At 55.4% G+C, this 26,997-nt stretch carries 20 protein-coding genes; 12 read left to right on the top strand and 8 right to left on the bottom strand.

Annotated elements, in window-relative coordinates:
* The first annotated feature begins 44 nt into the window (after positions 1-44).
* Both bglX and pdeR read left to right on the top strand, forming a co-directional pair.
* Positions 45-2,342 (top strand): beta-glucosidase BglX, encoded by a 2,298-nt coding sequence (gene bglX, locus ACO0U8_RS19200; protein WP_056782390.1) that lies wholly within the window; start codon positions 45-47, stop codon positions 2,340-2,342.
* A 292-nt stretch (positions 2,343-2,634) separates the two neighbouring features.
* Entirely contained in the window at positions 2,635-4,653 is a 2,019-nt protein-coding gene (gene pdeR / locus ACO0U8_RS19195; RefSeq protein ID WP_421671431.1) for a cyclic di-GMP phosphodiesterase, read from the top strand.
* A gap of 29 nt (positions 4,654-4,682) precedes the next feature.
* Here pdeR and ACO0U8_RS19190 read toward each other — a convergent pair whose 3' ends face one another.
* Positions 4,683-5,549 (bottom strand): crotonase/enoyl-CoA hydratase family protein, encoded by an 867-nt coding sequence (locus ACO0U8_RS19190; protein WP_056782392.1) that lies wholly within the window; start codon positions 5,547-5,549, stop codon positions 4,683-4,685.
* 392 nt (positions 5,550-5,941) lie between these two features.
* Between ACO0U8_RS19190 and ACO0U8_RS19185 the strand changes: the two genes are divergently transcribed.
* Positions 5,942-7,978 carry an FAD-dependent oxidoreductase gene (locus ACO0U8_RS19185; RefSeq protein ID WP_421671430.1) on the top strand — a complete coding sequence of 679 codons (2,037 nt, stop codon included), beginning with the start codon at positions 5,942-5,944 and terminating at the stop codon, positions 7,976-7,978.
* An 82-nt stretch (positions 7,979-8,060) separates the two neighbouring features.
* On the opposite strand, the gene rlmG is transcribed toward ACO0U8_RS19185, so the two are convergent.
* Complete coding sequence (gene rlmG, locus ACO0U8_RS19180) at positions 8,061-9,212, bottom strand: 23S rRNA (guanine(1835)-N(2))-methyltransferase RlmG (RefSeq protein ID WP_056782394.1); 1,152 nt, start codon at positions 9,210-9,212, stop codon at positions 8,061-8,063.
* A 171-nt stretch (positions 9,213-9,383) separates the two neighbouring features.
* Between rlmG and ACO0U8_RS19175 the strand changes: the two genes are divergently transcribed.
* From ACO0U8_RS19175 to ACO0U8_RS19160, 4 genes are all read left to right on the top strand, one after another.
* Complete coding sequence (locus ACO0U8_RS19175; RefSeq protein WP_056782395.1) at positions 9,384-9,890, top strand: M48 family metallopeptidase; 507 nt, start codon at positions 9,384-9,386, stop codon at positions 9,888-9,890.
* 24 nt (positions 9,891-9,914) lie between these two features.
* A complete protein-coding gene (locus tag ACO0U8_RS19170; protein ID WP_056782396.1) occupies positions 9,915-10,901 on the top strand; it encodes a Gfo/Idh/MocA family protein in 987 nt (328 codons plus the stop codon).
* Positions 10,902-10,928: 27 nt separating this feature from the next.
* Positions 10,929-11,675, top strand: a complete 747-nt coding sequence (locus ACO0U8_RS19165) for a glutamine amidotransferase (protein WP_056782397.1) — start codon at positions 10,929-10,931, stop codon at positions 11,673-11,675.
* Positions 11,676-11,973: 298 nt separating this feature from the next.
* Positions 11,974-12,948 (top strand): TerC family protein, encoded by a 975-nt coding sequence (locus ACO0U8_RS19160; RefSeq protein WP_274388803.1) that lies wholly within the window; start codon positions 11,974-11,976, stop codon positions 12,946-12,948.
* 55 nt (positions 12,949-13,003) lie between these two features.
* Here the strand turns inward: ACO0U8_RS19160 and ACO0U8_RS19155 are convergent, their stop codons facing one another.
* Together ACO0U8_RS19155 and mgtA are read right to left on the bottom strand one after the other, a co-directional pair.
* The gene (locus ACO0U8_RS19155) at positions 13,004-15,415 is read right to left on the bottom strand and encodes a beta-N-acetylhexosaminidase (RefSeq protein ID WP_421671429.1); all 2,412 of its coding nucleotides are present in this window, start codon (positions 15,413-15,415) and stop codon (positions 13,004-13,006) included.
* Between the two features lie 133 nt (positions 15,416-15,548).
* Entirely contained in the window at positions 15,549-18,251 is a 2,703-nt protein-coding gene (gene mgtA / locus ACO0U8_RS19150) for a magnesium-translocating P-type ATPase (RefSeq protein ID WP_421671428.1), read from the bottom strand.
* 346 nt (positions 18,252-18,597) lie between these two features.
* Between mgtA and treR the strand changes: the two genes are divergently transcribed.
* From treR to nrdG, 5 genes are all read left to right on the top strand, one after another.
* Positions 18,598-19,548 (top strand): trehalose operon repressor TreR, encoded by a 951-nt coding sequence (gene treR, locus ACO0U8_RS19145; protein WP_183850065.1) that lies wholly within the window; start codon positions 18,598-18,600, stop codon positions 19,546-19,548.
* Positions 19,549-19,700: 152 nt separating this feature from the next.
* Positions 19,701-21,119 (top strand): PTS trehalose transporter subunit IIBC, encoded by a 1,419-nt coding sequence (treB, locus tag ACO0U8_RS19140; RefSeq protein WP_421671427.1) that lies wholly within the window; start codon positions 19,701-19,703, stop codon positions 21,117-21,119.
* Between the two features lie 22 nt (positions 21,120-21,141).
* Positions 21,142-22,785: an alpha,alpha-phosphotrehalase gene (treC, locus tag ACO0U8_RS19135; RefSeq protein ID WP_421671426.1), complete on the top strand. Its 1,644-nt coding sequence runs from the start codon at positions 21,142-21,144 to the stop codon at positions 22,783-22,785.
* A gap of 343 nt (positions 22,786-23,128) precedes the next feature.
* Complete coding sequence (gene nrdD / locus ACO0U8_RS19130; RefSeq protein WP_183850151.1) at positions 23,129-25,267, top strand: anaerobic ribonucleoside-triphosphate reductase; 2,139 nt, start codon at positions 23,129-23,131, stop codon at positions 25,265-25,267.
* 4 nt (positions 25,268-25,271) lie between these two features.
* Positions 25,272-25,736 carry an anaerobic ribonucleoside-triphosphate reductase-activating protein gene (gene nrdG / locus ACO0U8_RS19125; protein ID WP_421671425.1) on the top strand — a complete coding sequence of 155 codons (465 nt, stop codon included), beginning with the start codon at positions 25,272-25,274 and terminating at the stop codon, positions 25,734-25,736.
* A 39-nt stretch (positions 25,737-25,775) separates the two neighbouring features.
* Here nrdG and ACO0U8_RS19120 read toward each other — a convergent pair whose 3' ends face one another.
* The 4 genes from ACO0U8_RS19120 to ACO0U8_RS19105 all read right to left on the bottom strand — a co-directional run bounded on the left by ACO0U8_RS19120 (position 25,776) and on the right by ACO0U8_RS19105 (position 26,984).
* Complete coding sequence (locus tag ACO0U8_RS19120; protein WP_183850057.1) at positions 25,776-26,090, bottom strand: CcdB family protein; 315 nt, start codon at positions 26,088-26,090, stop codon at positions 25,776-25,778.
* Positions 26,090-26,251 carry a type II toxin-antitoxin system CcdA family antitoxin gene (locus ACO0U8_RS19115; RefSeq protein WP_183850055.1) on the bottom strand — a complete coding sequence of 54 codons (162 nt, stop codon included), beginning with the start codon at positions 26,249-26,251 and terminating at the stop codon, positions 26,090-26,092. Before ACO0U8_RS19115 ends, ACO0U8_RS19120 begins: the two co-directional genes overlap by 1 nt.
* A 120-nt stretch (positions 26,252-26,371) precedes the next feature.
* Positions 26,372-26,659 carry a helix-turn-helix domain-containing protein gene (locus ACO0U8_RS19110; RefSeq protein ID WP_056782407.1) on the bottom strand — a complete coding sequence of 96 codons (288 nt, stop codon included), beginning with the start codon at positions 26,657-26,659 and terminating at the stop codon, positions 26,372-26,374.
* Positions 26,643-26,984 (bottom strand): type II toxin-antitoxin system RelE/ParE family toxin, encoded by a 342-nt coding sequence (locus ACO0U8_RS19105; protein ID WP_421671424.1) that lies wholly within the window; start codon positions 26,982-26,984, stop codon positions 26,643-26,645. Before ACO0U8_RS19105 ends, ACO0U8_RS19110 begins: the two co-directional genes overlap by 17 nt.
* Positions 26,985-26,997: the final 13 nt, after the last annotated feature.

The raw sequence follows: 26,997 nt of genomic DNA, 5'->3' as shown, positions 1-26,997 counted from the left end.
TTTTCTCTGTTTTGGCATCCCTGCTTATGGCTGAAGGAATTCCGATGAATACGCATCACATGCTCGGCGCGTTTGTGCTACTGGTAAGTTCTGCTTCTGCTCTGGCAGTAGAAACGGCGGGTATACCTCAGAATCAGGTAAAAGAGCGCAACGCGTTCATTGCTGATCTGATGAAAAAAATGACCCTTGATGAAAAAATTGGTCAGTTGAATCTGGTGACCGTCGGGACTGATTATCCGAAAGAAGCGATCATGGCCGATATTCGCGACGGCAAAGTCGGTGGCGTATTTAATACCGTGACCAAACCCGATATCCGCCGCCTTCAGGATGAGGTGAAAAACAGCCGCCTGAAAATCCCTCCTTTCTATGCGTATGACGTGGTACACGGCCAGCGCACTATTTTCCCGATCAGCCTCGGTCTGGCAGCCAGCTGGGACATGCAGGCCGTGGCCACCAGCGCACGCATTTCTGCAAAAGAAACCGCAGCCGATGGCCTGAACATGACGTTCTCGCCGATGGTAGATGTGACCCGCGATCCACGCTGGGGCCGTGTTTCCGAAGGTTTCGGTGAAGACACCTATCTCACTTCACGCCTTGCGCATGAAATGGTTACCGGTTACCAGGGCAAAGACCCGTCTGCCCCTGACGCTGTGATGGCAAACGTCAAACACTACGCGTTGTACGGCGCTGTCGAAGGCGGCCGGGAATACAACACTGTGGATATGAGCCTGACGCGCATGTTCAACGACTACATGCCACCGTACAAAGCCGCTGTCGATGCGGGTGCGGGCGGTGTGATGGTGGCGCTGAACAGTATCAACGGCACGCCTGCCACCTCCAACACCTGGCTTTTAAAAGACATTCTGCGTGACGACTGGCAATTCAAAGGCCTGACCGTCAGCGACCACGGCGCTATCGGCGGCCTGGTCAAACACGGCGTAGCCGAAGACGATCGTCAGGCGGCGGCCATGGCATTGAAAGCCGGTGTCGATATGGACATGGCGGATAACATGTACGGCAAGTATCTGAAAGGCCTGCTCGCCGACGGCATGGTCAGCCAGAATGATATCGACCGCGCGGTGCGTGACGTACTGGCCGCAAAATGGGACATGGGCCTGTTTGTGGATGAGTACCGTCATTTAGGGCCGCAGTCGAGTGACCCGGCGGATACCAACGCCGAAAGCCGCCTGCACCGCAACGAAGCGCGCGAAGTGGCGCGGACCTCGCTGGTGCTGCTGAAAAACAGCAATCAGACATTACCGTTGCAGAAAGCGGGCACCATCGCCGTGATCGGACCGCTGGCTGACAGCAAACGTGACGTCATGGGCAGTTGGTCTGCCGCCGGTAAAGCAGCTCAGGCGGTAACCGTCCTGCAGGGCATGAAAGATGTGCTCGGCGATAAAGGCAACGTTCTTTATGCACGCGGCGCTAACGTTACTGACGATCAGGCCATGGTGGATTTCCTCAACTCTTACGACAAGCAGGTGATCAACGACACACGTAAACCGCAGGAAATGATTGATGAAGCCGTGAAAACCGCTGAAAAATCTGACGTTGTGGTCGCGGTCGTTGGTGAAGCGCAAGGTATGGCGCACGAGGCGTCCAGCCGTTCTGAACTGAACATTCCGCAAAGCCAGCGCGACTTACTGAAAGCCCTGAAAGCGACCGGCAAACCGCTGGTCATTGTTCTGATGAATGGCCGTCCGCTGACGCTGTCATGGGAAAATGAAATCTCCGACGCGATGCTGGAAACCTGGTTCAGCGGCACCGAAGGTGGTCACGCGATTGCTGACGTGCTGTTTGGCGATTACAACCCGTCAGGCAAATTGCCGATGACCTTCCCGCGCGCAGTGGGTCAGATCCCGCTGTATTACAGCTTCCTTAATACAGGCCGTCCGTTTAATCCGCAGCATCCGGATAAATACACCACCCGCTATTTTGATATCACTAACGGCCCGCTGTTCCCGTTCGGTTATGGTCTGAGCTATACCGACTTCAGTGTCTCTGACGTCAGCCTGTCTTCCACCACCATGGATGCCAAACACCCGCTGACCGCCAGCGTGACGGTGAAAAATACCGGTAAACGCAGCGGCGCGACCATCGTGCAGCTGTATTTGCAGGACGTCACCGCGTCCATCAGCCGTCCGGTCAAGCAGCTGAAAAACTTCGAGAAAATCGAGTTGCAGCCGGGTGAGCAAAAAGTCGTCACCTTTACAGTGAACGAACAGGATCTGCGTTTCTACAATGATCAGCTGAAATGGGCTTCCGAGCCTGGCAAGTTCAACGTCTTCGTTGGGCTGGATTCAGAAAACGTCAAACAAACCAGCTTCCTGCTGAAGTAATCTCGAAAGCGATCTCCGGGCGGCATGCTCGCCCGGAGATCGGTCAAAAGCCCCTCAGTGCTGACGGCATCCGGCAACGTGTGTCGTCAGCACTGGGCGGCAATTTCTGCCCGTAAACTGGATATATAACGGACAGTTGCTAACCTTAATTTCAATGTGTTATGCCCTTTTGCCTTTATCCGCCGGATGCGGAGCGTTGCGAGTGGGCTCAACAGAGTAAGCTCCGTCTGTGCTGACTGTCGCCAGGTCACTGCGCTGACGGCGTTTTGCGTTCTTTGCGGAGAAACATTCCATGGTCGACTCACAAGATGCCTCCATCCTGTACCTGCATTTTGGTACGCCCCGCCCATACTGGCGACTGGGTTCAGACAGCAACGCGCTGGAGTTATCTGCTGAGAAAGGCATCGTCAACGTGGCGATCTCCCTGACCCAATGGCAGGCAGGAAAGATCAGGCAACTGACCGGGATTACCTCAAGTTTTACGCTGGACATCACGCTTTTCGGATCACAGGTGCGCCTGTATCTGGTGGGCCGAAAAATTGATGGTCAGGTCTGGGCCGGCACTGCGTCGGCCTATCAGGACACCGAGTCCGTCGCGCACGATTTAGAGGTCGGCCTGACCTTTGCAGAGCAGGTCGTTTCCGAAGCCAATTCCGTGATCGTCATTATCGATCAGGAAGGCAAAATCCACCGTTTTAACCGGCTGAGCGAAGAGTACACCGGCCTGCGTGAAGAGGATGTTATCGGGCGCAGCGCCTACGATTTATTCATGTCGATGGAAGAAGGGCTGGCCTCACGTCAGAACATCAGCAGTTTCTTTCAGCACCAGCAATCCTACGAAGTCGAACGCTGGATCAATACCGTCAAAGGCCAGCGGCTGTTCCTGTTTCGCAATAAATTCGTCCACAGCGGCAGCGGAAAGCAGCAAAAATTTCTGATCTGCTCAGGCTCAGACATCACCGACGAACGTAAAGCGCAGGAGCGCTTACGCGTGCTGGCAAACACCGATCTTGTTACCGGTTTTGCGAATCGTAACGCGTTGCAGGAATCTCTGGCGACAGCGCTGAAAGACAGGGGTGACACGAAAGTCGGGCTGATTTACCTCGATCTCGACAACTTCAAAAAAGTTAACGACGCCTACGGGCATATGTTTGGCGACCACCTGCTGCGCGCGGTGTCAGATGCGATTCAGGATTGCCTTTCAGCCAACGATAAACTGGCCCGTCTTGGCGGCGATGAATTCATCATTCTCAGCTCAAATGCTGAAATTAAAACGATGGAAGCGCTGAGTCAGCGTGTTTTACACCGTCTGAGCATGCCGTTTCGTATCGGGCTGATTGAAGTCTACACCGGCTGTTCCGGCGGTATTGCCATTTGCCCGGAACATGGCACCGACGGCGATACCCTGCTGCAAAATGCCGATACCGCCATGTACGTGGCGAAGGAAAAGGGCAAAAACTCGCACTGCGTTTTCTCTGTGGAAATGAATCAGAAAGCGGCGGAATACATGTGGCTGGACACCCATCTGCGTAAAGCGCTGGCGGAAAAAGATCAGCTGGTGCTGTATTACCAGCCGAAGGTGTCGCTGTACGGCGCCGTCAACAGCGTCGAGGCGCTGCTGCGCTGGCAGTCCCCGGAGCGCGGTCTGATTCAGCCGCAAAGTTTCATTCCCTACGCTGAAGAGTCCGGGCTTATCACGCCGCTTGGAAAATGGGTCATCGAAACCGCCCCCCGTCAGGCGACAGAATGGCAGAAAAAAGGCCTCAACCTGCGCGTGGCGGTTAATCTTTCCGGGCGTCAGCTCAATAACGGGTCGTTCATCACCACGCTGGCAGAGGCCATGAAAGCGTCAGGCATGAAAGGCTGTTTGCTCGATTTTGAGCTGACAGAAAGTTGCCTGGTGGAAGACGAAGGCGCAGCGGTCACCATGATTAATCAGTTACATAAGCTGGGCGCGCAGGTGCATCTGGATGACTTTGGCACCGGGTATTCTTCGTTGTCACAACTTGCACGCATCCCGCTGGACTGCATCAAACTCGATCAAAGTTTTGTGCGGGGAATCAATGACAATCCGGTGTCTCAGGCGCTGGTGCGGGCCATTGTTGCGGTGGCAAAAACGTTGCAACTGACGGTGGTGGCAGAAGGGGTTGAAACGGCGGAAGAAGAAAAGCTGATCGACGAAATTGGCGTGGACAGCAAACAAGGTTTTCTTTACGCCAAGCCAATGCCCGCAACGGAACTCGAGCACTGGCTTGATGATAAAAACGTTGCTTCACCCAATGTGTTTAAACATAAAGCCAAACAGAAATAGCACCAGTGACGGGCTTTTTCCGTTTGCTGCTAGCCGGTTTTACGCAATGACGCCGTATGCCGGTTTTGCAGCATGACCAGCCGCTCCATGTAACTCAGATCTTTCTCCTCCAGCGTAAATGCCGCATCCACCCAATCCTCCGTGATATCCATCAGTTCCGAACGCGACAGCTGCAATACACGCTGGCGTGCGCGGAGCATCGCACGTATCCCGTTAAGTTTTGGCCGCAACGTATCCATAAAGGTACGCGTGGCGTTAAACGCCTCACCGGGCTGGAACAGGACATCCACCAGTCCCCGGCTTTCGAACCATTCCGCCGTATGCGATTCGCCGGTAGTGATCAGTTCCTCCGCGAGCCGCATCCCGGCTTTACGTGATACCAGCGAATATCCCCCCATACCGGGGAAAAGGTTAAACGCGATTTCAGGAAACCCCATCCTGGCCGTGTTCTGCGCCAGCACGTAATGGTGCGCCAGTGCCGCTTCAAACCCGCCTCCCAGCGCCGTTCCTTCAATCATCGACAAACTGATGGCACCGACATCGAACCCGCGCGCGGCGGCGTGTACGCAGTCCACACAGGCTCTGGCGTAAGCGCGCAATGCTTCGCGCTTGTTGTTTACGATGGAATCGACAAAGAAGCTGAGATCGCCACCGACGTTGTACATATTGGGGACCAGCGAGCCGGTGACCCAAAAGTCGAAACGCAGCCCCGACGCTTTCGCGGCGTAGGTCAGCGTCATGATGTCTTCGATAAGCTCCTGATTAAAACAAGGACGTGGATAAGACCTGAGCATCATCCACATGACATTACGGCCTTCTTCATAATAGGCAGCAATTTGCGACAAATGCCCGGCTTCGGTAAACGGACGGCAGGCTGTATGGTCAATAAGATTCATAGTATATATCCAGGTTAGAATTGAATTTTAGGGTGAAGCAGCTCCAGCCTAGTCCAGCTCTAACCCGAACTGAATCGATTCGAGGTGTTTTTATAAGAATATTCCTAATACACGAAATTCAATAAAAAAATGTTAAAAATAAACAACCTGCAATCAATCAATGTTGTGTAAAAACAGTGAAATAATGATTTCCCCCGCAAAAAAGCACTCGTTCGCCTCCTCAGTAATAATCTGTTAATTAAATAAACCTGATTAATAATATGAGGAAGAGTTAATAAAACCTTTCCGTTTTGCCACAGTGATACACGTCACAATCATGGCGCGCCCGCTTTCCAATTCTTCCGCCACCCGCTAAATTGAAATCATCTCCTCCGACCACTTAAGAGAATTCCATGACTGAACCCGCTTCGCTGTTTTATCCGCACCTGCTGGCGCCGCTGGATTTAGGCTTTACCCAGCTGAAAAACCGCGTGCTGATGGGATCCATGCACACTGGTCTTGAAGAGCTGGAAGACGGGCCGGAACGGCTGGCGGCTTTTTATGCCGAGCGTGCCGCAGCGGGCGTCGGGCTTATTGTGACCGGCGGTATTTCGCCTAATGCGCAGGGCGTGGTTTATCAGGGCGGTTCGATCCTTGCCGAACAGCAACACATCACCCACCACCGTGTGGTGACCCGCGCGGTGCACGCCGCCGGGGGAAAAATCGCGCTGCAAATTCTGCACGCCGGACGCTACAGCTATCAGCCAAATCCCGTCGCGCCTTCTGCCCTGCAGGCACCGATTAACCGTTTTACGCCCCATGCGTTGAGCGAAGAAGAGATCGAGGCAACGCTGGAAGACTTCGCGCGCTGCGCAGCGCTGGCGAAGGAGTCAGGTTACGACGGCGTGGAAATTATGGGCTCGGAAGGCTATCTGATTAATCAGTTTCTGGCCGCCAGAACCAATCAGCGCAGCGACCGCTGGGGCGGTTCGGCTGAAAACCGGATGCGTTTTGCTATCGAAGCCGTGCGCCGCGTGCGTGAAACCTGCGGGCAGGCATTCATCATTATTTATCGCTTATCCATGCTGGATCTGGTCGAAGAAGGCTCGGACTGGCAGGAAGTCGAAACGCTGGCGCAGCGGATTGAACAGGCGGGCGCGAGCATCATCAATACCGGTATCGGCTGGCACGAAGCGCGGATCCCGACCATCGCCACCATGGTGCCGCGCGCCGCGTTCAGCTGGGTGACGCAAAAACTGATGGGCAAAGTCGGCATTCCGCTCATCACCACCAACCGCATCAATGACCCCGACGTGGCTGAGAAAATTCTCGCCGAAGGCTGCGCGGACATGGTGTCGATGGCGCGTCCGTTCCTCGCCGATCCGGCGTTTGTGGAAAAAGCCGCACAGGGCCGGGCTGATGAAATCAATACCTGCATCGGCTGCAATCAGGCCTGTCTGGATCAGATTTTCGCTGGCGAAGTGACGTCCTGTCTGGTGAATCCGCGTGCCTGCCGGGAAACGCAGTTGCCGGTGATCCGCGCGCAGGTCCCCAAACGCCTGGCCGTCGTCGGTTCGGGCCCCGCCGGGCTGGCCTTTGCCACCACTGCCGCCAGCCGCGGGCATCACGTCACCCTGTTCGACGCACACAATGAAATCGGCGGGCAATTTAATATCGCCAAACAGATCCCCGGCAAAGAAGAGTTTTATCAGACGTTGCGCTATTACTCGCGCCAGCTGACGCTGCTTGGCGTGACGCTGCGCCTCGGCGAAACCGTCAGCGCCAGCCAGCTGACCGGCTATGACGAAGTGATCCTCGCCTGCGGTATTTCACCGCGCCTGCCGGACATTGCGGGCATAGATCATCCGTGCGTGCTGACCTATCTCGACGTGTTGCGGGATAAAAAACCGGTCGGCCAGCGCGTCGCCATTATCGGTGCAGGCGGCATTGGTTTTGATACTGCCGAATACCTGATGCATAACGGTCCGTCGTCGAGCCTGAGTGCTCAGGCCTTCAGCCACGAATGGGGGATCGACCAGAGCCTGACGCACCGTGGCGGGCTCGCGCCGTCTGGCCCGCAACCGGAACCCGCCGCGCGGGATATCGTGTTGCTGCAACGCAAAACCACTAAAGTGGGTGCAGGACTGGGCAAAACCACCGGCTGGATCCACCGCGCCAGCCTGTTGCAGCGAGGCGTGAAAATGCAAAGCGGCGTGAGTTACGAGCGCATCGACGACGCAGGTTTGCACCTTGTCATGAACGGTCAGCCGGTATGTCTGGAAGTGGATAACGTGATTATCTGCGCCGGACAGGAGCCGCAGCGGGCCTTGTATCAGCCATTACAGGCGGCGGGTAAAACCGTGCATCTGATTGGCGGCGCAGACATCGCCGTCGAGCTGGATGCACGTCGGGCAATCGATCAGGGCACGCGGCTGGCACTGAACATGTAGACAACCGCCCTGGAGAATCACAGACGAAAAAAAAGCCGCGTGAGCGGCTTTTTTACTTCAGGACTTCAGGCTAAGGCATCAATCAGTGATGCGACGCCGTTTTCACCGCGCGCAGAATGACGAATTTCTGGTTGGTGGCGATAGTCGTGCAGTTACCGAACAGGCGACGCAGCTTCTGGTAGTAATCCAGATGACGGTTGCCGACGATGCGCAGTTCGCCGCCGGTTTGCAGGCAACGTTTGGCATCGCAGAACATGCGCCATGCGGTGTCATCGCTGACGACCGTGCCCTGATGGAATGGCGGGTTACACAGCACCGCGTCCAGGGTTTCGCGTTCAACACCGGCCAGCATGTTGTTCACTTCGAAATGACAGCGGCTGACATCCTGCGGCAAGTTGTTTTCGACGTTGATACGGCTTGATTCCACCGCCATGTAGGATTCATCGACGAACAGCATTTCCGCGTCCGGGTTCAGTGCCAGGGCTGTCATGCCGATGACGCCGTTACCGCAGCCTAAATCCACCATGCGTCCTTCAATGCCTTCCGGCAAATGTTGCATGAAGAAACGCGCACCGATATCCAGACCGCCGCGCGAGAAGACGTTCGCGTGGTTGGAGATACGGAACTCACTGTCGTCCAGCGCCCATTCGGCGATCACCGGTTCGGCGGCCTGTGCTGGCAAGGTGGCTTCGCAATGGATCAGACGCGCTTTTTTCCACGCCAGACTGGTTTTGGTCGGGCCGAGGATTTTTTCAAACAGTTGCAGCGTGGAGGTGTGGATATCACGGGCTTTCGCTCCGGCGATAATCTGGGTGTCCGGCGTCACGACTTCGCGCAGCGCCAGCAGTTGCTGTTCCAGCAGCGCCAGCGTTTTTGGCACCTTGATGATGACCAGACCCGGATTGATCGGCAACGGCACCAGGCTGCTTTGCGCTGCCACGGCGTCTTCGTCAAAACCGTTGAGACGCAAGTTGTGGCGCGTGGCCAACTGGCTCATGAAAGAGTCATTGATGCTGGTCGGACTGAACGCCTGCAATGCGCACGCCAGCGTGCCAAAAGCATCGTTGAAAATCAGCAGCGGACGGCCATTGAGCTCACCGGTGTTCAGGGTTTGCAGCAGATATTCATCAGCAGCTTCCCATGCCTGCAACTGCGTTGCCGCTTCGTCCTGCGGATAACGTTCCAGATCCAGTTGCAGTAACTGCCCACCTACTTCGGTTTCGAATTGGCTCATTGGCCCTCCTCAATATTCAATTTGCGCTGTTTATCCCCTAAATTGGGCTATCAGTAAAATGTTTTTTCAGTTAAAAAGGGGTTTATCTGCCGGATCCCTGCGATCGCGCTAAAATCCACGTTTATCGTTACGGCATCTTTTCCCCGTCAATAAGAGACAAAGCAAACAGTTATGCCTGAATTGACCTATCTGCAAGGCTATCCCGAGCACCTTCAGGCTCAGGTGCGTCAGTTAATCGACCAGGAACGTTTAGGTAAAGTCTTGCTGACGCGGTATCCGCAACCGCACGAGCTGACCACCGATAAATCGCTCTATCAGTATACGCTGGACCTGAAAAATCAGTTTTTGCGCAGTTCATCACCGTTAAGCAAAGTGGCCTACGACAATAAAATCCACGTGATGAAGCACGCGCTCGGCCTGCATACGGCGATTTCGCGTATTCAGGGCGGCAAGCTGAAAGCCAAAGCGGAAATCCGCGTGGCGACGGTGTTTAAAAGCGCGCCGGAAGCTTTTCTGAAAATGATCGTGGTGCACGAGCTGGCGCATCTTAAAGAGAAAGATCACAACAAAGCCTTCTATAGCCTGTGCTGTCATATGACGCCCGACTATCATCAGTTAGAATTCGACACGCGCATGTATCTGACGCATCTGGAAATATTCGGCAAGTTGTATCAATAATTAACCTACCAATAGGGAACACGCATGATTCGCTTTGCTGTCGTCGGCACCAACTGGATCACCCAACGTTTTATTGATGCCGCGCACGAGAGCGGAAAAATGAAGCTCACGGCGATTTATTCACGCACGCTGGAAGGTGCCAAAAAGCTGGGCGAGGATTATCCGGTCGGGCACTATTTTGATTCTCTTGAAGAAATGGCGGCGTCTGACCTGATTGATGCGGTCTACATTGCCAGCCCGAATTCATTGCATTACGCACAGTCTCTGCTGTTCCTCAGCCATAAAAAACACGTGATGTGTGAAAAGCCGCTGGCCTCTAATCTGCGTGAGGTTGAAAGCCTGATGGCCTGTGCGAAAGAGAACAATGTGGTGCTGTTCGAAGCGTTTAAAACCGCGTACCTGCCGAACTTCCTGCACATGAAAGGGGCGCTGAACCGCATCGGTAAATTGCGTAAAGCCATTCTGAATTACTGCCAGTATTCATCGCGTTATCCGCGTTATCTGGCGGGTGAAAATCCAAACACCTTTAACCCGGCGTTTTCCAACGGCTCGATCATGGATATCGGCTATTACTGCCTGGCCAGTGCCGTGGCGCTGTTTGGCGAACCGTTGTCCATCAATGCCACCGCCACCTTGCTGGAAAGCGGTGTCGACGGCCAGGGGACGGTGATCTTGTCTTATGCCGATGACTTCGTCGTGGTCATTAACCATTCCAAAATCAGCGACTCTCATCTGCCAAGCGAGATTCAGGGTGAGGAAGGGACGCTGCAAATGGAAAAAATTTCCGAATGCCAGACGCTGAGCCTGACGCCGAGAGGCAGCCAGAAGCTGGATCTGACGCAGCCACAGCACATCAACACCATGCTGTATGAAGCAGAAACGTTTGCGATTCTGGTGGATAACCAGTTTGTCGCGCATCCGGGGCTGGAAGTCTCGCGCATCACTGCCAAAGTGCTGACGGAAATCCGCCGTCAGACCGGGGTGGTGTTCCCTGCCGACCATCAGCCTTAACGATTATCACCCATTCGGGAGTCACAGATGACCGCACCCAGTCTGAAGCCGTTGTTGATTTTGCAAACCGGCCACGCGCCGGAGCCTGTCCGTCGGGCGCACGATAATTTCCCGCAGATGTTTATTCGTCAGGGCAATATCGACGCGCAGCAGGTGGTGATTGTGGATTTACAGGCCGGTGAGCGCCCGCTGCCGCCGGAACACTATTGCGGAGCGATCATTACCGGTTCGCGCAGCATGGTGACGGAGCATCTGGCTTGGAGCGAAGAAGCGGCGGACTGGGTACGCCTCGGGATGTTGCAGGAATTGCCGATGTTTGGTGCCTGCTACGGTCATCAGCTGATGGCCTACGCGCTGGGCGGCGAGGTGGATTACCATCCGCAGGGCATTGAACTCGGTACGCATGAAGTCACGCTGACGCCTGCCGGACATCTTGATCCGCTGGTATCGCAGCTTCCGGCGCAGTTCGCGGCGAACCTGATCCACCTGCAAACCGTGATTACTCCGCCCGCGACGGCAACGGTGCTGGCGAAAACGCAGCACGACCCGCATCAGATTTTGCGCTACGGCCCGAACGCCATCAGCACGCAGTTCCATCCGGAATTCAGTCTGGCGGTGATGAAGACCTATCTGACCTGGCTGAGTTCGATCGCCGAAGACGACCGTGTAGACTTTGCCCATCAGGCTCAGCAACTTAGCGAAACACCTCTCAGTCAGGGTTTGCTGCGGGCCTTCGTCGGTGCCTTGGGTAAGCGACAGGCACTGGCGGGATAAAGTGCAAAGATATGTCAAAATGTTGACAGCAGTTACACTTTGAATTAATTTTTGGATCGCAAAGGGGAGTAACTTCTTCGTCGGATAATCGTCATTACGGTGTCTGGACCCGCGCTCACAGCAGCGCTGTCTCAGTCACCCGGTTACCGGGGCAACCAGAATCGTATTCTTTGGATGAATACATCTCGTTGTAAGTGAGACCTTGCCGGATGGCGAGGTTTGCTTACAGCTCAGAGAGAGCGGCTAACGTCTTCCGACGCTGGCCGTTTTTTTTTGATGTTTTTCGGAGGACAACGTAATGATGAATTCAGTAGGCAACCCGATGTTATGGGGCGCATTTGCCGTTGTTGTGGTGATTATGCTCGCGTTCGATCTGCTGTTGCAGGGCCGCAAAGGCGCGCAGGTCATGACCATGAAAAGCGCCGCTGTCTGGTCGCTGGTGTGGATTGGCCTGTCGTTGTTATTTAACGTCGGCTTCTGGTGGTATCTCAACGGCGAGTTTGGACGCGAAGTCGCAGACGCCCAGGCCACGATGTTCCTGACCGGCTATCTGCTGGAAAAAGCGCTGGCGGTGGATAACGTCTTCGTCTGGTTGATCCTGTTCAGCTACTTCTCCATTCCGGCCAACCTGCAACGCCGCGTGCTGATCTACGGTGTACTGGGTGCGATCGTGCTGCGTACCGGCATGATTTTCGCGGGCAGCTGGCTGGTGGGTCAGTTCAGCTGGATTTTGTACGTGTTCGGTGCGTTTCTGCTGTTCACCGGGATTAAAATGGCGCTGACCAAAGAAGATGACGGCGAGGTGGGCGAGAAGCCGGTGATCCGCTGGCTGCGCAGCAAAATGCGCATGACCGACGAATTGCACGGTGAGAAATTCTTTATACGCCGTAACGGCATTCTGTTCGCCACACCGCTGCTGCTGGTGCTGATTATGGTGGAACTGAGCGACGTGATTTTCGCGGTCGACAGTATTCCGGCCATCTTCGCCGTGACGACCGACCCGTTCATCGTGCTGACGTCTAACCTGTTTGCCATCCTCGGCCTGCGTGCGATGTACTTCCTGCTGGCGGGCGTGGCGGAACGTTTCTCGATGCTGAAATACGGTCTGGCGGTGATCCTGATTTTCATCGGTATCAAGATGCTGTTGCTCGACGTGTTCCATATTCCGGTCGGCGTTTCGCTGGGCGTGATTGCTTCGATTCTGATCATCACCCTGCTGATTAACACCTGGGTGAATCGCCGTAACGATCGCAGGAACAACGCACAGTCTTAATATTTTCGACAGATTAATGCAAAGCGCGGCCGCTTCACCGGTCGCGCTTTTTTTATTACTGGCCCTGCTGCTGCCCCGCTACGCCGTTAAGCAATACCTCCAGCGGATACACCACGGCGATCACCAGTTCGTCCTGCACTTTTGCCGCGTCGTCCAGTTTCGCCTGCGCCTGCTGGCGTTCCTGCGCTGTCAGCGTTTCGCCTTTTTGCAGTTTCTCCAGCCATGTCAGCCCTTGTGAAGACAAATCGCCTAACTTTTCCGCCACCGGCTGCAACGGTTTCAGCACGCTATTTTGCGCCAGTACCGGTTTCACCAAATCCGCGCTGCGCTGCCAGCTTTCCAGCTGTTCACGCACGGATTGCGCGACCTGCGCGTTTTTCGGATCCTTCACCAGCCCAGTGATTTGGGCTGCAAACTCGCGCACCGCGTTGCTTTCTGCCGGTAGCGCATCCGCCAGCCGGTTCAGCGGTTCGGATTGCGTGTAATGCCCCGCCTGGAATTTGATGTGCTGACGGGTGTAATACTGCGCCGGTTCCAGCGCGGTGGAGAAGCTGAGCAGCGGCGCGATGTCGGTGCTGTTCGCCAGACGCGTCATCAGCCGTGCGGTTTCCACATGCTGTTGCAGCCCGACAGACACCACCGACCAGGCGTCGATTTTCGCCAGCCGCTGGTACATATTGCCGGTGTCTTTGACGTCCTGCGCCGACCACAACCGTTCCGCCACCACAAAGCCGCGCGGCCACAGTTTGAGATCCAGGATCTGCGCCGTGATATTTTCCTGCCAAAGCGCCGCTTCGCCGCCGAGAATATTTTTCATGCCTTGCGCGTCAGGCACCACCGGCGGAAGGCCGTCCGGCACCTGACTCAGCGGCGCGCCGGTCACCGGATATCGCGCGTTGCCGATGATGAAATAGCCCGACAATGCGCCGTCTTTGAGGCGCAATACAGGCCGCGTATCGCCCATCCAGGTATCGACCGCAAAGCTGACCGGCCCATCGCTGCGCCAGACAATGCCACGCACCGCGCGGCGCGTTTTGCCGGTGAAATCGATAAATCCGCGCCAGCCGTCTTTTCCCTCAATCAGCGTAAAGCTGCCGTCTACCGGTTTGCCTTTCAGACGCGGCATAGTGAATGACCAGCTTTGCGCTTTTTCCCCTTCCGCTATGTTCTGATCCACACCTGAAGGCTGCGGCAGAATTTCGTTGCGGTAATGATAGGCCGCGCTGTGCGGCTGATCGAGATAGAAGCCGGTGGACAAAATGCCCTGATAGCCCTGCTGCGCGCTGGCACCGAGCGAATCCGGCCCCTGCCACGACTGGATCACGATGTCATGCGGCAGATCCGGATGGAAAATCTCGTCCCAGCCGACCATTTTGCGCTGGTGCTGATGCAGGATCTTTTGCAGACGGGTGTTGAAGTAAGCCTGTAAGGCGTGCGTGTCGGCGATGCCCTTCTCTTTCATAAATGCCTGGATCGGCTTCGACGCTTTCCACTGCGTGGCGTCCACTTCATCACCGCCAATATGCAGGTAGGGATCGGGGAAGATCTGCGTCAGTTCACCGACGATGGCCTCCGCAAAGGCATAGACTTTTTCATTGGTGGGATCGAGGGTCGGGGCGTGCACACCCCAGGATCGTTCCATTTTGTACGGCCCCGGCGCGCTCAGCAGTTCAGGATACGCGACCGCAATCGCCGACGCGTGCCCCGGCATATCGATTTCCGGCACCACGCGGATCCCCCGTTCCGTGGCGTAAGCCACCACGTCTTTCATTTGCGCGACGGTGTAAAACTGCCCGTCGCTGGCGAGTTCCTGTAATTTTGGATACTTTTGCGATGCAAAGCGCCAGCCCTGATCGTCACTCAGATGCCAGTGCAGCACGTTGAGTTTTGCCGCCGCCATGCCGTCGAGCTGACGTTTGATATCAGGCACCGGCAGGAAATGACGGGCGGAATCGAGCAGCACGCCGCGCCAGGCAAAACGCGGCTGGTCGTGAATACTGACCAGCGGAATAACGGTATTTTCGCCGTCGTTCTGCACCAGTTGCAGCAGCGTTTCCATGCCGCGTAACGCGCCAAAACGGGTGTTGGCGGTCAGCACCGCGCCCTGCGGCGTGACATCCAGCTGATAACTTTCGTCGCTGTCCGGCATCGGCTGTGCAGCGATTTTCTGTTTAATGGTGACAGTGATCGCCGCCGGACCGCTGGCCGTTTCGCTGTTTTGCGGCAACAGATACCAGCCGGTTTGCTGCGCCAGACGCTCTCGCCAGCGGTTTACTTCAGGCATCAGCGCATCGCCTTTGACCTGAATCTGCAACGCATCATTGAGAACAAATTTACCCGCAGGTGAGGTGACATCCACCTGCTGCGGCCACGGCATCAGCGGTAAATTACCGGCCGGAGCGGCATAGGCGGAAACACAAAGCAGCAGGGATGAAGCCAGAAAGGTACGGCGGAAAGGCGCTCGCATCGGTGAAGTTCCTCAGAGTAAAAAAGCGCGCCATCTTAGCCCGCTGAATCTAAAGGAATAACTATAGTCTCTGGATAAAAAAAAAGCGGTGACTGCGTTAACAATCACCGCCTTTATGATGAATGCGCTGCGATTATTGCCAGCCGTAACGGCGCACGAACCAGCCTTTCACGCACTGCGTCAGCACCATGTAGCCCGCCAGAATCGCGATAAGCCACGGGAAGTAACTCAGCGGCAGCGCCTGCAATTGCAGGAACCCGGCGACCGGCGAGTAGATCAGCGCGATACCGGTGACCACCACCATCAGCGTCATGATGCACAGCGGCCAGGAGGCGCGGCTCTGAATAAACGGCACTTTGCGGGTGCGGATCATATGCACAATCAGCGTCTGCGACAGCAACCCTTCGATGAACCAGCCGGACTGGAACAGCGTCTGCGCTTCCACCGTATTGGCTTTAAACACCCACCACATCAGGCTGAAGGTCAGGATGTCGAATACGGAGCTGATCGGACCGAAGAACACCATAAAGCGGCCAATATCCCCGGCGTTCCAGCGCTGTGGCTTAGCCAGCTGTTCTTCGTCCACGTTATCAAACGGGATCGCCACCTGTGACACATCGTAAATCAGGTTCTGAATCAGCAGATGCAGCGGCAACATCGGCAGGAACGGCAGGAAGGCGCTGGCCACCAGCACGCTGAACACGTTACCGAAGTTGGAACTGGCGGTCATTTTTATGTATTTCAGCATGTTGGCGAAAGTTCTGCGCCCTTCCGTCACGCCCTGCTCCAGCACCATCAGGCTTTTTTCCAGCAGAATAATATCAGCCGCCTCTTTGGCGATATCCACCGCGGAATCCACGGAAATCCCGATGTCCGCCGCACGCAGCGCCGGGGCATCGTTAATGCCGTCGCCCATAAACCCGACCACATGCCCTTCGCCGCGCAGCACGCGCACAATGCGTTCTTTATGCATCGGCGTCAGTTTGGCAAACACCGTGGTTTCGCGGGCAACGCGCAGAAGCTCTGCATCATCAAGAACGTCGATATCGCTGCCGATCACCACGTTATCGGCCTGTAAACCGACATCTTTGCAGACTTTGCGTGCTACCAGCGGGTTATCGCCGGTGAGGATTTTCACCGTCACGCCTTTACGTTGCAGGGCGTCCAGCGCCGGTGCGGTGCTCTCTTTTGGCGGATCGAGGAACGCAATGTAACCGGCGAGAATCAGGCTGGATTCATCCGGCACCGCGTAACCCTGCGTGCGGGCAGGCATCACTTTATGTGCCACGGCGACCACGCGCAGCCCCTGCTGATTGAGGTCATCCGTAATGCGGCGGATGCGCGCCAGCAGCACATCGGTCAGCGGCACAATCTCACCGTTGAGCTGCACCAGCGTACAAATCGACAGCATTTCCTCGAGCGCGCCTTTGCAGATCAGGCGGTGATTCTGGTCGTTTTCAGCCACCACCACAGACATACGGCGGCGGTCGAAATCGAACGGGATTTCGTCCACTTTCAGCGAGCTATGGCCCTGATGCGGATCGCCGGCGTCCAGCACCGCCACGTCCAGCAGATTTTTCAGGCCGGTCTGATAATGGCTGTTCAGCCACGCCAGATGCAGCACGTCGTCGCTGGTCACGCCAAGCACATCGGTGTGGCGCTCGAGCACGATTTTATCCTGCGTCAGCGTGCCGGTTTTATCGGTGCAGAGAATGTCCATCGCGCCGAAGTTCTGGATGGCGTCCAGACGTTTGACGATCACTTTCTGGCGCGAAAGTTTGACCGCGCCTTTCGCCAGCGTCGAGGTGACAATCATCGGCAGCATTTCCGGCGTCAGGCCGACCGCCACCGAAAGCGCAAACAGCGCCGCTTCCCACCAGTCGCCTTTGGTGTAGCCGTTGATCACCAGCACTACCGGCGTCATCACCATCATAAAGCGGATCAACAGCCAGCTGACTTTGCTGATCCCGGCCTGGAAGGCGTTAGGCTGGGTGTCTTCCTGCACCACGCGCTCGGCAAGCTGGCCGAACCAGGTTTTGCTGCCGGTGGCAATCACCATCGCAATCGCCGTGCCGCTCACCACGTTGGTGCCCATAAAGCACAGGGTGTTCAGTTCGAGCGGATCAGCGGCAACCGGGGTTTTCTCGCAGGCATGTTTTTCCACCGGCAGGGATTCACCGGTCAGCGCTGCCTGGCTGATAAACAAATCTTTGGCGGAGAGAATACGCAAATCTGCCGGGATCATATCCCCCGCAGAAAGCTTGATCAGATCGCCCGGCACCAGCTGGCTGATCGCGATTTCCACCGTTTCACTGCGCCCGGTTTGCGCGTCGCTGCGCAGCACCGTGGCGGTGTTGCTGACCATGGCTTTCAGCGCATCGGCGGCTTTATTGGAGCGGGCTTCCTGAATGAAATGCATGAAGGTGGAAATAAACACCATCGCGCCGATCACCAGCGCAGCCGTCAGATCGTCGGTGGCATAAGACACCAGCCCGAGCACGGTCAGCAGCAGGTTGAACGGATTGCGGTAGCAGTGCCACAGGTGCAGCCACCACGGCGCAGGTTGCTGATCGCCGGTCTGATTGAGGCCGGAAACGTCGCGGATAGCCTCTGCTTCCTGCGCGGTCAGCCCTTCCGGATGGCTGGCAAATTGCAGGTAGAGCTGGTCTTCCGTTGCGCGGGCACAGGCCTGACAATGGGCGGACATCGCCGCAGGGATCGCCTGCGACGCACGGGCTGGCACGTTTTCCAGCATCGGATCGCGGCGGACTAAACGGCGCGGTAAATTACGGCTGAGCGCATTGAGCAGCCGGGAAGTGAGATTTTTGAACATCATTCGCACCTTTGTTGCACCCACGGCGAAGCCGCCATGAGCGTGGCAAAAGGGTTGTTAAAAACAGGGCGAACGAAAAGACGTGCGCCGCTGCCTGCCAGGTAACGTCACGGCAAGCAGCAGCGAAAATGCGGGTGCTTACCGGATCACAACGGACCTACTGAATTGGGGTCGGGTTCCATGGGTTTTCACCTCCGGTAAGGAACGGTCTGGAAATTCATACGCATCAGGCAGGAAAATCCGTTAGGGTATCGATTCGATATTGCGAAGCGTCGATATTTGAGCGGATCATACGCTCACCAACTACAACCGTTTTTAAACCTGAGCATTTTTAGCTAAAAAAATCACCATGCAAAATCGCCTGACTATTAATGATATTGCCCGCCTGAGCGGCGTCGGAAAATCCACGGTTTCCCGCGTTTTAAATAACGAAGGCAACGTCAGCCCGCAAACCCGTGAACGGGTATTACAGGTGATTGAACAGCAGCATTTCAGCCCGTCGAAATCGGCGCGGGCCATGCGCGGGTTCAGCGATAAAATTGTGGCGATCATCGTGTCGCGTCTCGATTCGCCGTCAGAAAACCTGGCGGTGCGCGCCATGCTGCCGCTGTTTTATCAGCAGGGTTACGATCCGATCGTGCTGGAAAGTCAGTTCAGCGCCGAACGCGTTAAAGAACATTTGCAGGTGCTCAAACAGCGCAACATTGACGGCGTGGTGCTGTTTGGTTTCACCGGCTTATCCGCGCAGATGCTGACGCCGTGGCAGGATAAAATGGTGATACTGGCGCGCGATATGCCGGGGCTGTCCTCTGTCTGTTATGACGATGCCGGCGCGGTACAGCTTTTGATGCAAAAGTTGCTGGCACAGAACCTGCGCCGGATCGGCTTTATCGGCGTCTCCCCGCAAGACACCACCACCGGCCAGCGGCGCAGCGCGGCCTATCAGGCATTTTGTCAGGCGCACGGCCTGACGCCGCACGTGGCGCTGGGCGAGCTCACCTATCAGAGCGGCTTCGATCTGATCCCGCAGTTACTGAAAAATGACATTCAGGCCGTGGTATGTGCCTCGGACACTATCGCCATCGGCGCACAAAAATACCTGCAACAGCAGCAAATCCGCGACGTGCAGGTCTGCGGGATCGGCAACAACCCGCTGCTGCATTTCCTTTTCCCTGAATCTTATTCGGTGGAACTCGGTTACGGCGCGGGCGGTGAAGCGGCGGCAACGCAACTGCTGGCTCAGCTTGGCGGTTCCGCGACCGTGCAGCAGTTGATTATTCCCGGAAAACTCTCCGCCTGATCTCCCCTGCTTTCAGCGCTCTGCCTTTCTTAAAAACAGAAACTTTGTGATCGTCCCGGCAAAACCGGGAACGTTCCCGGACAAGTTCCCACCGCCTTCGCTATTCTTGAACCCTACCCTACACCCTTACGCTAAATCACAGGCCACATCTCATGAGCAAAGTTAAGCAACAGGATGTTGATCAGCTGATCGCCCTCGTTGGCGGCAGCGACAATATCGCGATGGTGACTCACTGCATTACGCGTCTTCGTTTTGTCCTCAATGATCCGTCCAAAGCCGACCCGAAAGGCCTCGAAGCCCTGCCGATGGTGAAAGGTTGCTTCACCAACGCCGGTCAGTTCCAGGTAGTGATCGGGCCGGAAGTGGATGATTACTATAAAGTCCTGATCGCCAGCACCGGGAAAAGTGCGGCCGGAAAAGAACAGGCGAAAGTCGCCGCCCGCCAGAATATGAGCTGGTTTGAGCGCAGCATTTCTCACTTCGCGGAAATCTTCTTCCCGCTGTTACCGGCGCTGATCAGCGGCGGTTTGATCCTCGGTTTCCGCAACGTTATCGGTGAAATCCCGATGAGCGGCGGCCAGACGCTGGCGCAGATGCATCCGCTGTGGCAGTCGATTTATGACTTCCTGTGGCTGCTCGGCGAAGCGGTGTTTATGTTCCTGCCGGTGGCGGTCTGCTGGTCAACGGTCAAAAAAATGGGCGGGACGGAAATCCTCGGGATCGTGCTCGGCATCACGCTGGTGTCGCCACAGTTAATGAACTCCTACAACCTCGGGCAGCAAATTCCTGAAGTGTGGAATTTCGGCTGGTTCACCATCGAAAAAGTCGGTTATCAGGCGCAGGTTATTCCTTCCGTTCTCGCCGGTATGGCGCTGGCGATGATCGAAAATGGCCTGAAACGCATCATCCCGAATTACCTGTATCTGGTGATTGTGCCCGTCACTTCACTGATTATTGCCGTGTTCCTGGCGCATACGCTGATCGGGCCGTTTGGCCGCATGATCGGCGACGGCGTGGCCTTCGCGGTGAAATTCGTGATGACCGGCAGCCTCGCACCAATAGGTGCCGCGCTGTTTGGTTTCCTCTACGCACCGCTGGTCATTACCGGCGTGCATCAGACGACGCTCGCCATCGACATGCAGATGGTGCAAAGCACCGGCGGCACCCCGGTCTGGCCGCTGATCGCCCTCTCCAACATTGCGCAAGCGGCTGCGGTCGTCGGCGTGATTATTGTCAGCCGTAAACATAACGAGCGTGAGATTTCCGTGCCTGCGGCGATTTCCGCCTTTCTCGGCGTCACCGAACCGGCGATGTACGGCATCAACCTGAAATACCGCTTCCCGATGCTGTGCGCGATGATCGGCTCGGCCTTAGCTGGCCTTATCTGCGGCCTGTTCCACGTCACGGCCAATGGCATTGGCGTCGGCGGGTTGCCGGGCATTTTGTCCATCAAACCGCAGTTCTGGAGCATCTATGGACTGGCGATGCTGGTGGCAATTGTGGTGCCAATTATCCTGACCGTGCTGGTTTATCAGCGTAAAGCCCGCCGTGGCGAACTGGCAGTGGTGTAAGACTTTCAAGAAGGAAAATGGAATGAATAGCGAATTGCCGTGGTGGAAAAACGGCGTGATTTACCAGATTTATCCAAAGAGTTTTCAGGACACCACGGGCAGCGGCACCGGTGATATCAACGGTATCACCCGGCGTCTGGATTACCTGAAAACGCTGGGCGTTGATGCCCTGTGGCTGACGCCGATGTACCTCTCGCCGCAAATTGATAATGGCTACGACGTGGCCGATTACTGCGCGATTGACCCGGCTTACGGCACGCTGGAAGATTTCGAGCGGCTGACCGCAGAGGCACATCAGCGCGGAATGCGCATCGTGATGGACATGGTGTTTAACCACACCTCGACCCACCACGAATGGTTCCGCCAGTCGCAGGATCCGGGCAGCACCTTCCGCCCGTTCTATGTCTGGCGTGATGGCGCTGCCGAAGGCGGGCCGCCGAACAACTGGCGCTCCAAATTCGGTGGCGGCGCCTGGCAGTGGCATGAAAACAGCGGCCAGTATTATCTGCACCTGTTCGCGACCGAACAGGCCGATCTCAACTGGGAATACCCGCCGGTGCGCGAGGCACTGAAAAAAGTTTGTCATTTCTGGGCGGATAAAGGCGTCGACGGACTGCGGCTGGACGTGATTAATCTGGTCTCCAAACAGCAGGATTTCCCCGCTGACGACGCAGGTGATGGCCGCCGTTTTTACACCGACGGACCGCGCATTCATGAGTTCCTGCAGGAATTCAGCCGCGACGTGTTCACACCGCTCGGGCTGATGACGGTCGGCGAAATGTCTTCCACTCAGCTCGAACATTGCCGCCGTTACGCCGCCAACGACGGCAGTGAACTGTCGATGACCTTTAATTTCCATCACCTGAAAGTCGATTACCCGAACGGCGAGAAGTGGACCGACGCGCCGCCGGATTTCATCCAGCTCAAGCAGATTTTCCGCGAATGGCAGCAGGGAATGCACGGCCACGCCTGGAATGCGCTGTTCTGGTGTAACCACGATCAGCCGCGCATCGTGTCGCGCTTTGGCGATGAAGGCGCACTGCGCACGACGTCCGCCAAAATGCTGGCGATGGTGCTGCACGGTTTGCAGGGCACGCCTTACATTTATCAGGGCGAAGAAATCGGCATGACCAATCCGGGCTTTAAACATCTCGAGCAATACCGCGATGTGGAAAGCCTGAATATGTTTGCCGAGCTGAAGTCTGACGGGCGCAGCAACGAAGAACTGCTGCGCATTCTGGCGAAGAAATCACGGGATAACAGCCGCACGCCGATGCAGTGGAACGCCGGAGAACAGGCAGGCTTCACCACCGGCACGCCGTGGATTTCCGTCAGCCACAACGCGCAGGAAATTAATACCGAACAGGCGCTGGCGGATAAAAACTCGGTGTTTTATCTCTATCAGCAACTGATCGGCCTGCGCAAAACCTTGCCGGTGCTGACGGACGGCGATTATCAGGACTTGCTGCCGGAGCATCCGCAACTCTGGTGTTATACGCGTACCGCAGGCGGTAAAACCCTGCGCGTGGTGGCCAACCTGAGCGCACAGGATCAGGCGCTGGATCTCACGGAATGCACCGGCGAAACGCTGCTGAGTAATTACGACACCTCCGCCACTTCCGGCATCCTTCGTCCTTATGAATGCCTCTGGCAACTCGCCATATAGTCTGAATTTTCTGTTCTGTCGGGTCAGTCACACTCGTGGCTGACCCGTTTGTTTTTTATGCATCTCCTTAAAAAACAACAGGCAAAAATGAGGCCAGAATTTACATTTGGTCATCAATTCTTCCGCTGAAAAAATTCTTTGTTTCAGGTCAATAAAACGAGAATTAACGCTCGCGCGAATCCTACATCTAGTGTGTATAGTACACACCCAACCCAATATATAGCGTTTACCTGTAAAACCCGCACAACAGGCCTTCAGGCCTTGTGGGGCGCGGGGTGCGCAAAAAAGGAGTGTCATTGTGAAGGCAGACAGACTGGAATCCGTTCCCGCTAATACGAAGAAAATGCAACCCATCGTGATTAAGCGGGATGGTTGTCAGGTCCCTTTCGATGAAGTTCTGATCAAACAAGCGGTGCAACGCGCGGCGGCGGCTGCCGGTATCGACAGCATTGGCTATTGCGAACAGGTCGCCCGCGTTGTTGCCGAAAATCTGCAAGACCAGGCACGCGTCGATATCCACGAAATTCAGGATGCGGTTGAAAACCAGCTGATGGCGGGGCCGTACAAAAAACTGGCGCGTGCCTACATTGAATACCGCCACGACCGCGACGTGAAACGTGAAATGCGCGGGCGCCTGAACCAGGAAATCCGCGGTCTGGTTGAGCAAAGTAATATGGCGCTGCTCAACGAGAACGCCAACAAAGACAGCAAAGTCATCCCGACCCAGCGCGATCTGCTGGCCGGTATTGTGGCGAAGCATTACGCCAAACAACATATTTTACCGCGTGAAGTGGTGCTGGCGCACGAGCGCGGCGAAATCCACTATCATGACCTCGATTACTCGCCGTTCTTCCCGATGTTTAACTGCATGCTGATAGACCTGAAAGGCATGCTGAATCACGGTTTCAAAATGGGCAATGCCGAAATTGACACGCCGAAGTCAATTTCTACCGCTACCGCCGTGACCGCACAAATTATCGCGCAGGTCGCCAGCCATATTTACGGCGGCACCACCATTAACCGTATTGATGAAGTGCTGGCACCGTTCGTCACCGCCAGCTTCAACAAACATCGCCAGACCGCCGAAGAGTGGCAGATTGCCGATGTCGAAGCCTTTGCCCACAACCGCACCGAGAAAGAGTGTTATGACGCCTTCCAGTCGCTGGAATATGAAGTCAACACACTGCACACCGCTAACGGTCAGACGCCTTTTGTTACCTTCGGTTTCGGGCTGGGTACGACGTGGGAATCCCGCCTGATCCAGCAATCCATTTTGCGTAACCGCATTGCGGGGCTTGGCAAAAACCGCAAAACCGCCGTGTTCCCGAAACTGGTCTTTGCCATCCGCGATGGCCTGAATCATAAAGCCGGTGACGCCAATTACGACATCAAGCAACTGGCGCTGGAATGCGCCAGCAAGCGCATGTATCCGGATATCCTCAATTACGATCAGGTGGTGAAAGTCACCGGATCCTTCAAAACGCCGATGGGCTGCCGCAGTTTCCTGGGCGTTTATGAAGAAAATGGCGAGATGATCCACGAAGGCCGCAACAATATCGGCGTAATTAGCCTGAACCTGCCGCGCATCGCGCTGGAAGCGAAACGCGACGAAGCCGCGTTCTGGGCGCTGCTCGACGAGCGCCTGCTGCTGGCGAAAAAAGCGCTGATGACGCGCATCGCCCGCCTCGAAGGCATCAAAGCCCGCGTGGCGCCGATCCTGTACATGGAAGGGGCGTGCGGCGTGCGTCTGAAAGCCGACGACGATATCTCAGGTATCTTCAAAAATGGCCGCGCATCGATTTCACTGGGTTACATCGGCGTGCATGAAACCATCAACGCGCTGTTCGGTGACGAGACTCATGTCTTCGACGCCAGCCAGTTGCGCGAAAAAGCCGAGGCGATTGTTGCCCGACTGAAAGCCGCCACCGAGAGCTGGAAAGATGAAACCGGCTACGGTTTCAGCCTGTACAGCACGCCGAGCGAAAACCTGTGCGACCGCTTCTGCCGTCTGGATGCAGCCGAGTTCGGGCTGGTGGCCGGGGTCACTGATAAAGGGTATTACACCAACAGCTTCCATCTGGACGTCGAGAAGAAAGTGAATCCGTACGAAAAACTCGACTTCGAAGCGCCGTATCCGCCACTGAGCAACGGTGGTTTCATCTGCTATGGCGAATACCCGAACCTGCAGCACAACCTGAAAGCGCTGGAAGACGTGTGGGATTACAGCTACACCCGCGTGCCGTATTACGGCACCAACACGCCCATCGATGAGTGCTACGACTGTGGCTACACCGGCGAATTTGAGTGCACCAGCAAAGGCTTCACCTGCCCGAAATGCGGCAATCACGAACCTTCCCGCGTGTCAGTCACCCGCCGCGTGTGCGGTTATCTCGGCAGCCCGGACGCCCGTCCGTTTAACGCCGGTAAGCAGGAAGAAGTGAAGCGCCGGATTAAACATCTGGGTAACGGCCAGCTGGGTTAATGCGTTGAGATTCCATCAGTATTACCCGATAGACGTCGTCAACGGGCCGGGAACGCGCTGCGTGCTGTTCGTTTCCGGCTGCGTCCACGAATGCCGCGGGTGCTATAACAAAAGCACCTGGCGGCTGGACTCCGGCAAACCCTTTACGCAGGAAGACGAAGACCGCATCATCGCCGACCTGCAAAATACCGTCATTCCACGTCAGGGGCTGACGCTCTCCGGCGGAGACCCGCTGCATCCGCAGAATCTTTCCGCCGTGCACCAGTTGTTGTTGCGCGTGCAGGCAGAATGTCCGGGTAAAGATGTGTGGATGTGGACCGGTTACACGCTGGATGAACTGAGCGCTGAACAGCAGGAAGTGACGGCATTAATCAACGTGCTGGTCGACGGGAAATTCGTGCAGGAACTGAAAGACCCGTCACTTATCTGGCGCGGCAGCGGCAATCAGGTGATCCATTACTTACGTTAGATTCCATTCAGAGGGGAAATCATTCCCCTCTCCTCTGATTCAAATTCCATTCAGTAAAAAATCAAAAGCATTTTTCACTTCATAGATTTCGCCATCGAGCTGCCTGACCTGATCGCCAATTTCTCGTGACTTAACGCCACCCAGCATATGCGTCATTGCCACATAATGATGATGCTCAATCTTTAGCAGCGGGCAAAGCTTCTTAGGCGGGAAGTCGATCAATCTTGCCAGGGGAACCAGAGGAACCATTACCGTATTGCCGAATCCGCTGGCAGACGAATGATGAATATTCAGCAAAAATGGATAAGCAACCTTTCCACTACCTCTGTTTTCATAAACAGCGTATTGATTCATCAAAATGCACGCTGATAGTCAGAAAACGAACCATATTCTTCAGCGTATTTATTTATCGCCTCAATTCCTTTTTGGTTTTCACGCCGCCATTTTTCCGCAGGCGTTTCAGGCTGTAGAGGAACAGATAACTCATTGAATTCCGTACTTAGTACTTCAGACATACACAGTCCTTATGTAAATAGTGATTGAAAACCGACCCGACAATCAGAGTGTAATTTGTACGGTTAATCCCGTAAATCACCACTGTTAATTCCTGCGAGGCACCTTCCAACTCTTCGTTTTCACGCCACGGCTTGCCCACCGATTTCAATATGGGTGATGTGCAACTCGGCACTCGCCAGCATGTTCACCAGCATATCAATACTGAATACCGAGATTTTACCGCGCATCAGATCCGATATCCGTGGCTGAGTTACCCCAAAAAACTGCGCAGCCTGGGCCTGGGTCATTTTGTTTTTCTCGATGTGTGCAGTGAGAACCATCATTAATCTGGAGCGTATTTTCATATTCTCGGCTTGCTGCGGCGTATCTTCGATGGCATCCCAGACATTATCAAAACTCTGAATCATTCTTCCTCCGGCTTACTTCTGATTTATAGCGTTTTTTAGCCAACTCAAGATCATGATGACTCGTGGCCTGAGATTTTTTCTGAAAGCAGTGAAGCACATAAACGGCTTCTTTGAATTTGGCGATATATAAAATCCGGTAAATACCCTCCGCGTCTTTAATCCGTATTTCGCGGACACCCATCCCCACATTTGGCATGGGTTTCCAGTCAAAAGGCATCTCGCCATGTTGCACCCGATATAACTGGTGTCCTGCTTCCCGACGAGCCTGTAAGGGAAAACGCTGTAAATCCGCCAAACTGCTGTCGACAAAGAAAATCCTTTTCATCTTACCTTCCCGG

The organism is Rahnella sp. EDr1-12 (assembly GCF_049206505.1).
In the GTDB taxonomy this organism is placed as follows: domain Bacteria; phylum Pseudomonadota; class Gammaproteobacteria; order Enterobacterales; family Enterobacteriaceae; genus Rahnella; species Rahnella rivi.
The sequence above is the reverse complement of the archived record's forward strand: the minus strand, read 5'-3'. Positions and strand labels throughout refer to the sequence as shown.

Coding starts and splice junctions, on each gene's coding strand:
- ACO0U8_RS19110 (WP_056782407.1), bottom strand. CDS start 26,659: ATGATTCAGAGTTTTGATAATGTCTGGGATGCCATCGAAGATACGCCG.
- ACO0U8_RS19175 (WP_056782395.1), top strand. CDS start 9,384: ATGCCTGAATTGACCTATCTGCAAGGCTATCCCGAGCACCTTCAGGCT.
- nrdD (WP_183850151.1), top strand. CDS start 23,129: ATGCAACCCATCGTGATTAAGCGGGATGGTTGTCAGGTCCCTTTCGAT.
- ACO0U8_RS19115 (WP_183850055.1), bottom strand. CDS start 26,251: ATGTCTGAAGTACTAAGTACGGAATTCAATGAGTTATCTGTTCCTCTA.
- ACO0U8_RS19165 (WP_056782397.1), top strand. CDS start 10,929: ATGACCGCACCCAGTCTGAAGCCGTTGTTGATTTTGCAAACCGGCCAC.
- bglX (WP_056782390.1), top strand. CDS start 45: ATGAATACGCATCACATGCTCGGCGCGTTTGTGCTACTGGTAAGTTCT.
- ACO0U8_RS19155 (WP_421671429.1), bottom strand. CDS start 15,415: ATGCGAGCGCCTTTCCGCCGTACCTTTCTGGCTTCATCCCTGCTGCTT.
- mgtA (WP_421671428.1), bottom strand. CDS start 18,251: ATGATGTTCAAAAATCTCACTTCCCGGCTGCTCAATGCGCTCAGCCGT.
- ACO0U8_RS19185 (WP_421671430.1), top strand. CDS start 5,942: ATGACTGAACCCGCTTCGCTGTTTTATCCGCACCTGCTGGCGCCGCTG.
- rlmG (WP_056782394.1), bottom strand. CDS start 9,212: ATGAGCCAATTCGAAACCGAAGTAGGTGGGCAGTTACTGCAACTGGAT.
- ACO0U8_RS19170 (WP_056782396.1), top strand. CDS start 9,915: ATGATTCGCTTTGCTGTCGTCGGCACCAACTGGATCACCCAACGTTTT.
- treC (WP_421671426.1), top strand. CDS start 21,142: ATGAATAGCGAATTGCCGTGGTGGAAAAACGGCGTGATTTACCAGATT.
- ACO0U8_RS19190 (WP_056782392.1), bottom strand. CDS start 5,549: ATGAATCTTATTGACCATACAGCCTGCCGTCCGTTTACCGAAGCCGGG.
- pdeR (WP_421671431.1), top strand. CDS start 2,635: ATGGTCGACTCACAAGATGCCTCCATCCTGTACCTGCATTTTGGTACG.
- ACO0U8_RS19105 (WP_421671424.1), bottom strand. CDS start 26,984: ATGAAAAGGATTTTCTTTGTCGACAGCAGTTTGGCGGATTTACAGCGT.
- treR (WP_183850065.1), top strand. CDS start 18,598: ATGCAAAATCGCCTGACTATTAATGATATTGCCCGCCTGAGCGGCGTC.
- ACO0U8_RS19120 (WP_183850057.1), bottom strand. CDS start 26,090: ATGAATCAATACGCTGTTTATGAAAACAGAGGTAGTGGAAAGGTTGCT.
- treB (WP_421671427.1), top strand. CDS start 19,701: ATGAGCAAAGTTAAGCAACAGGATGTTGATCAGCTGATCGCCCTCGTT.
- ACO0U8_RS19160 (WP_274388803.1), top strand. CDS start 11,974: ATGATGAATTCAGTAGGCAACCCGATGTTATGGGGCGCATTTGCCGTT.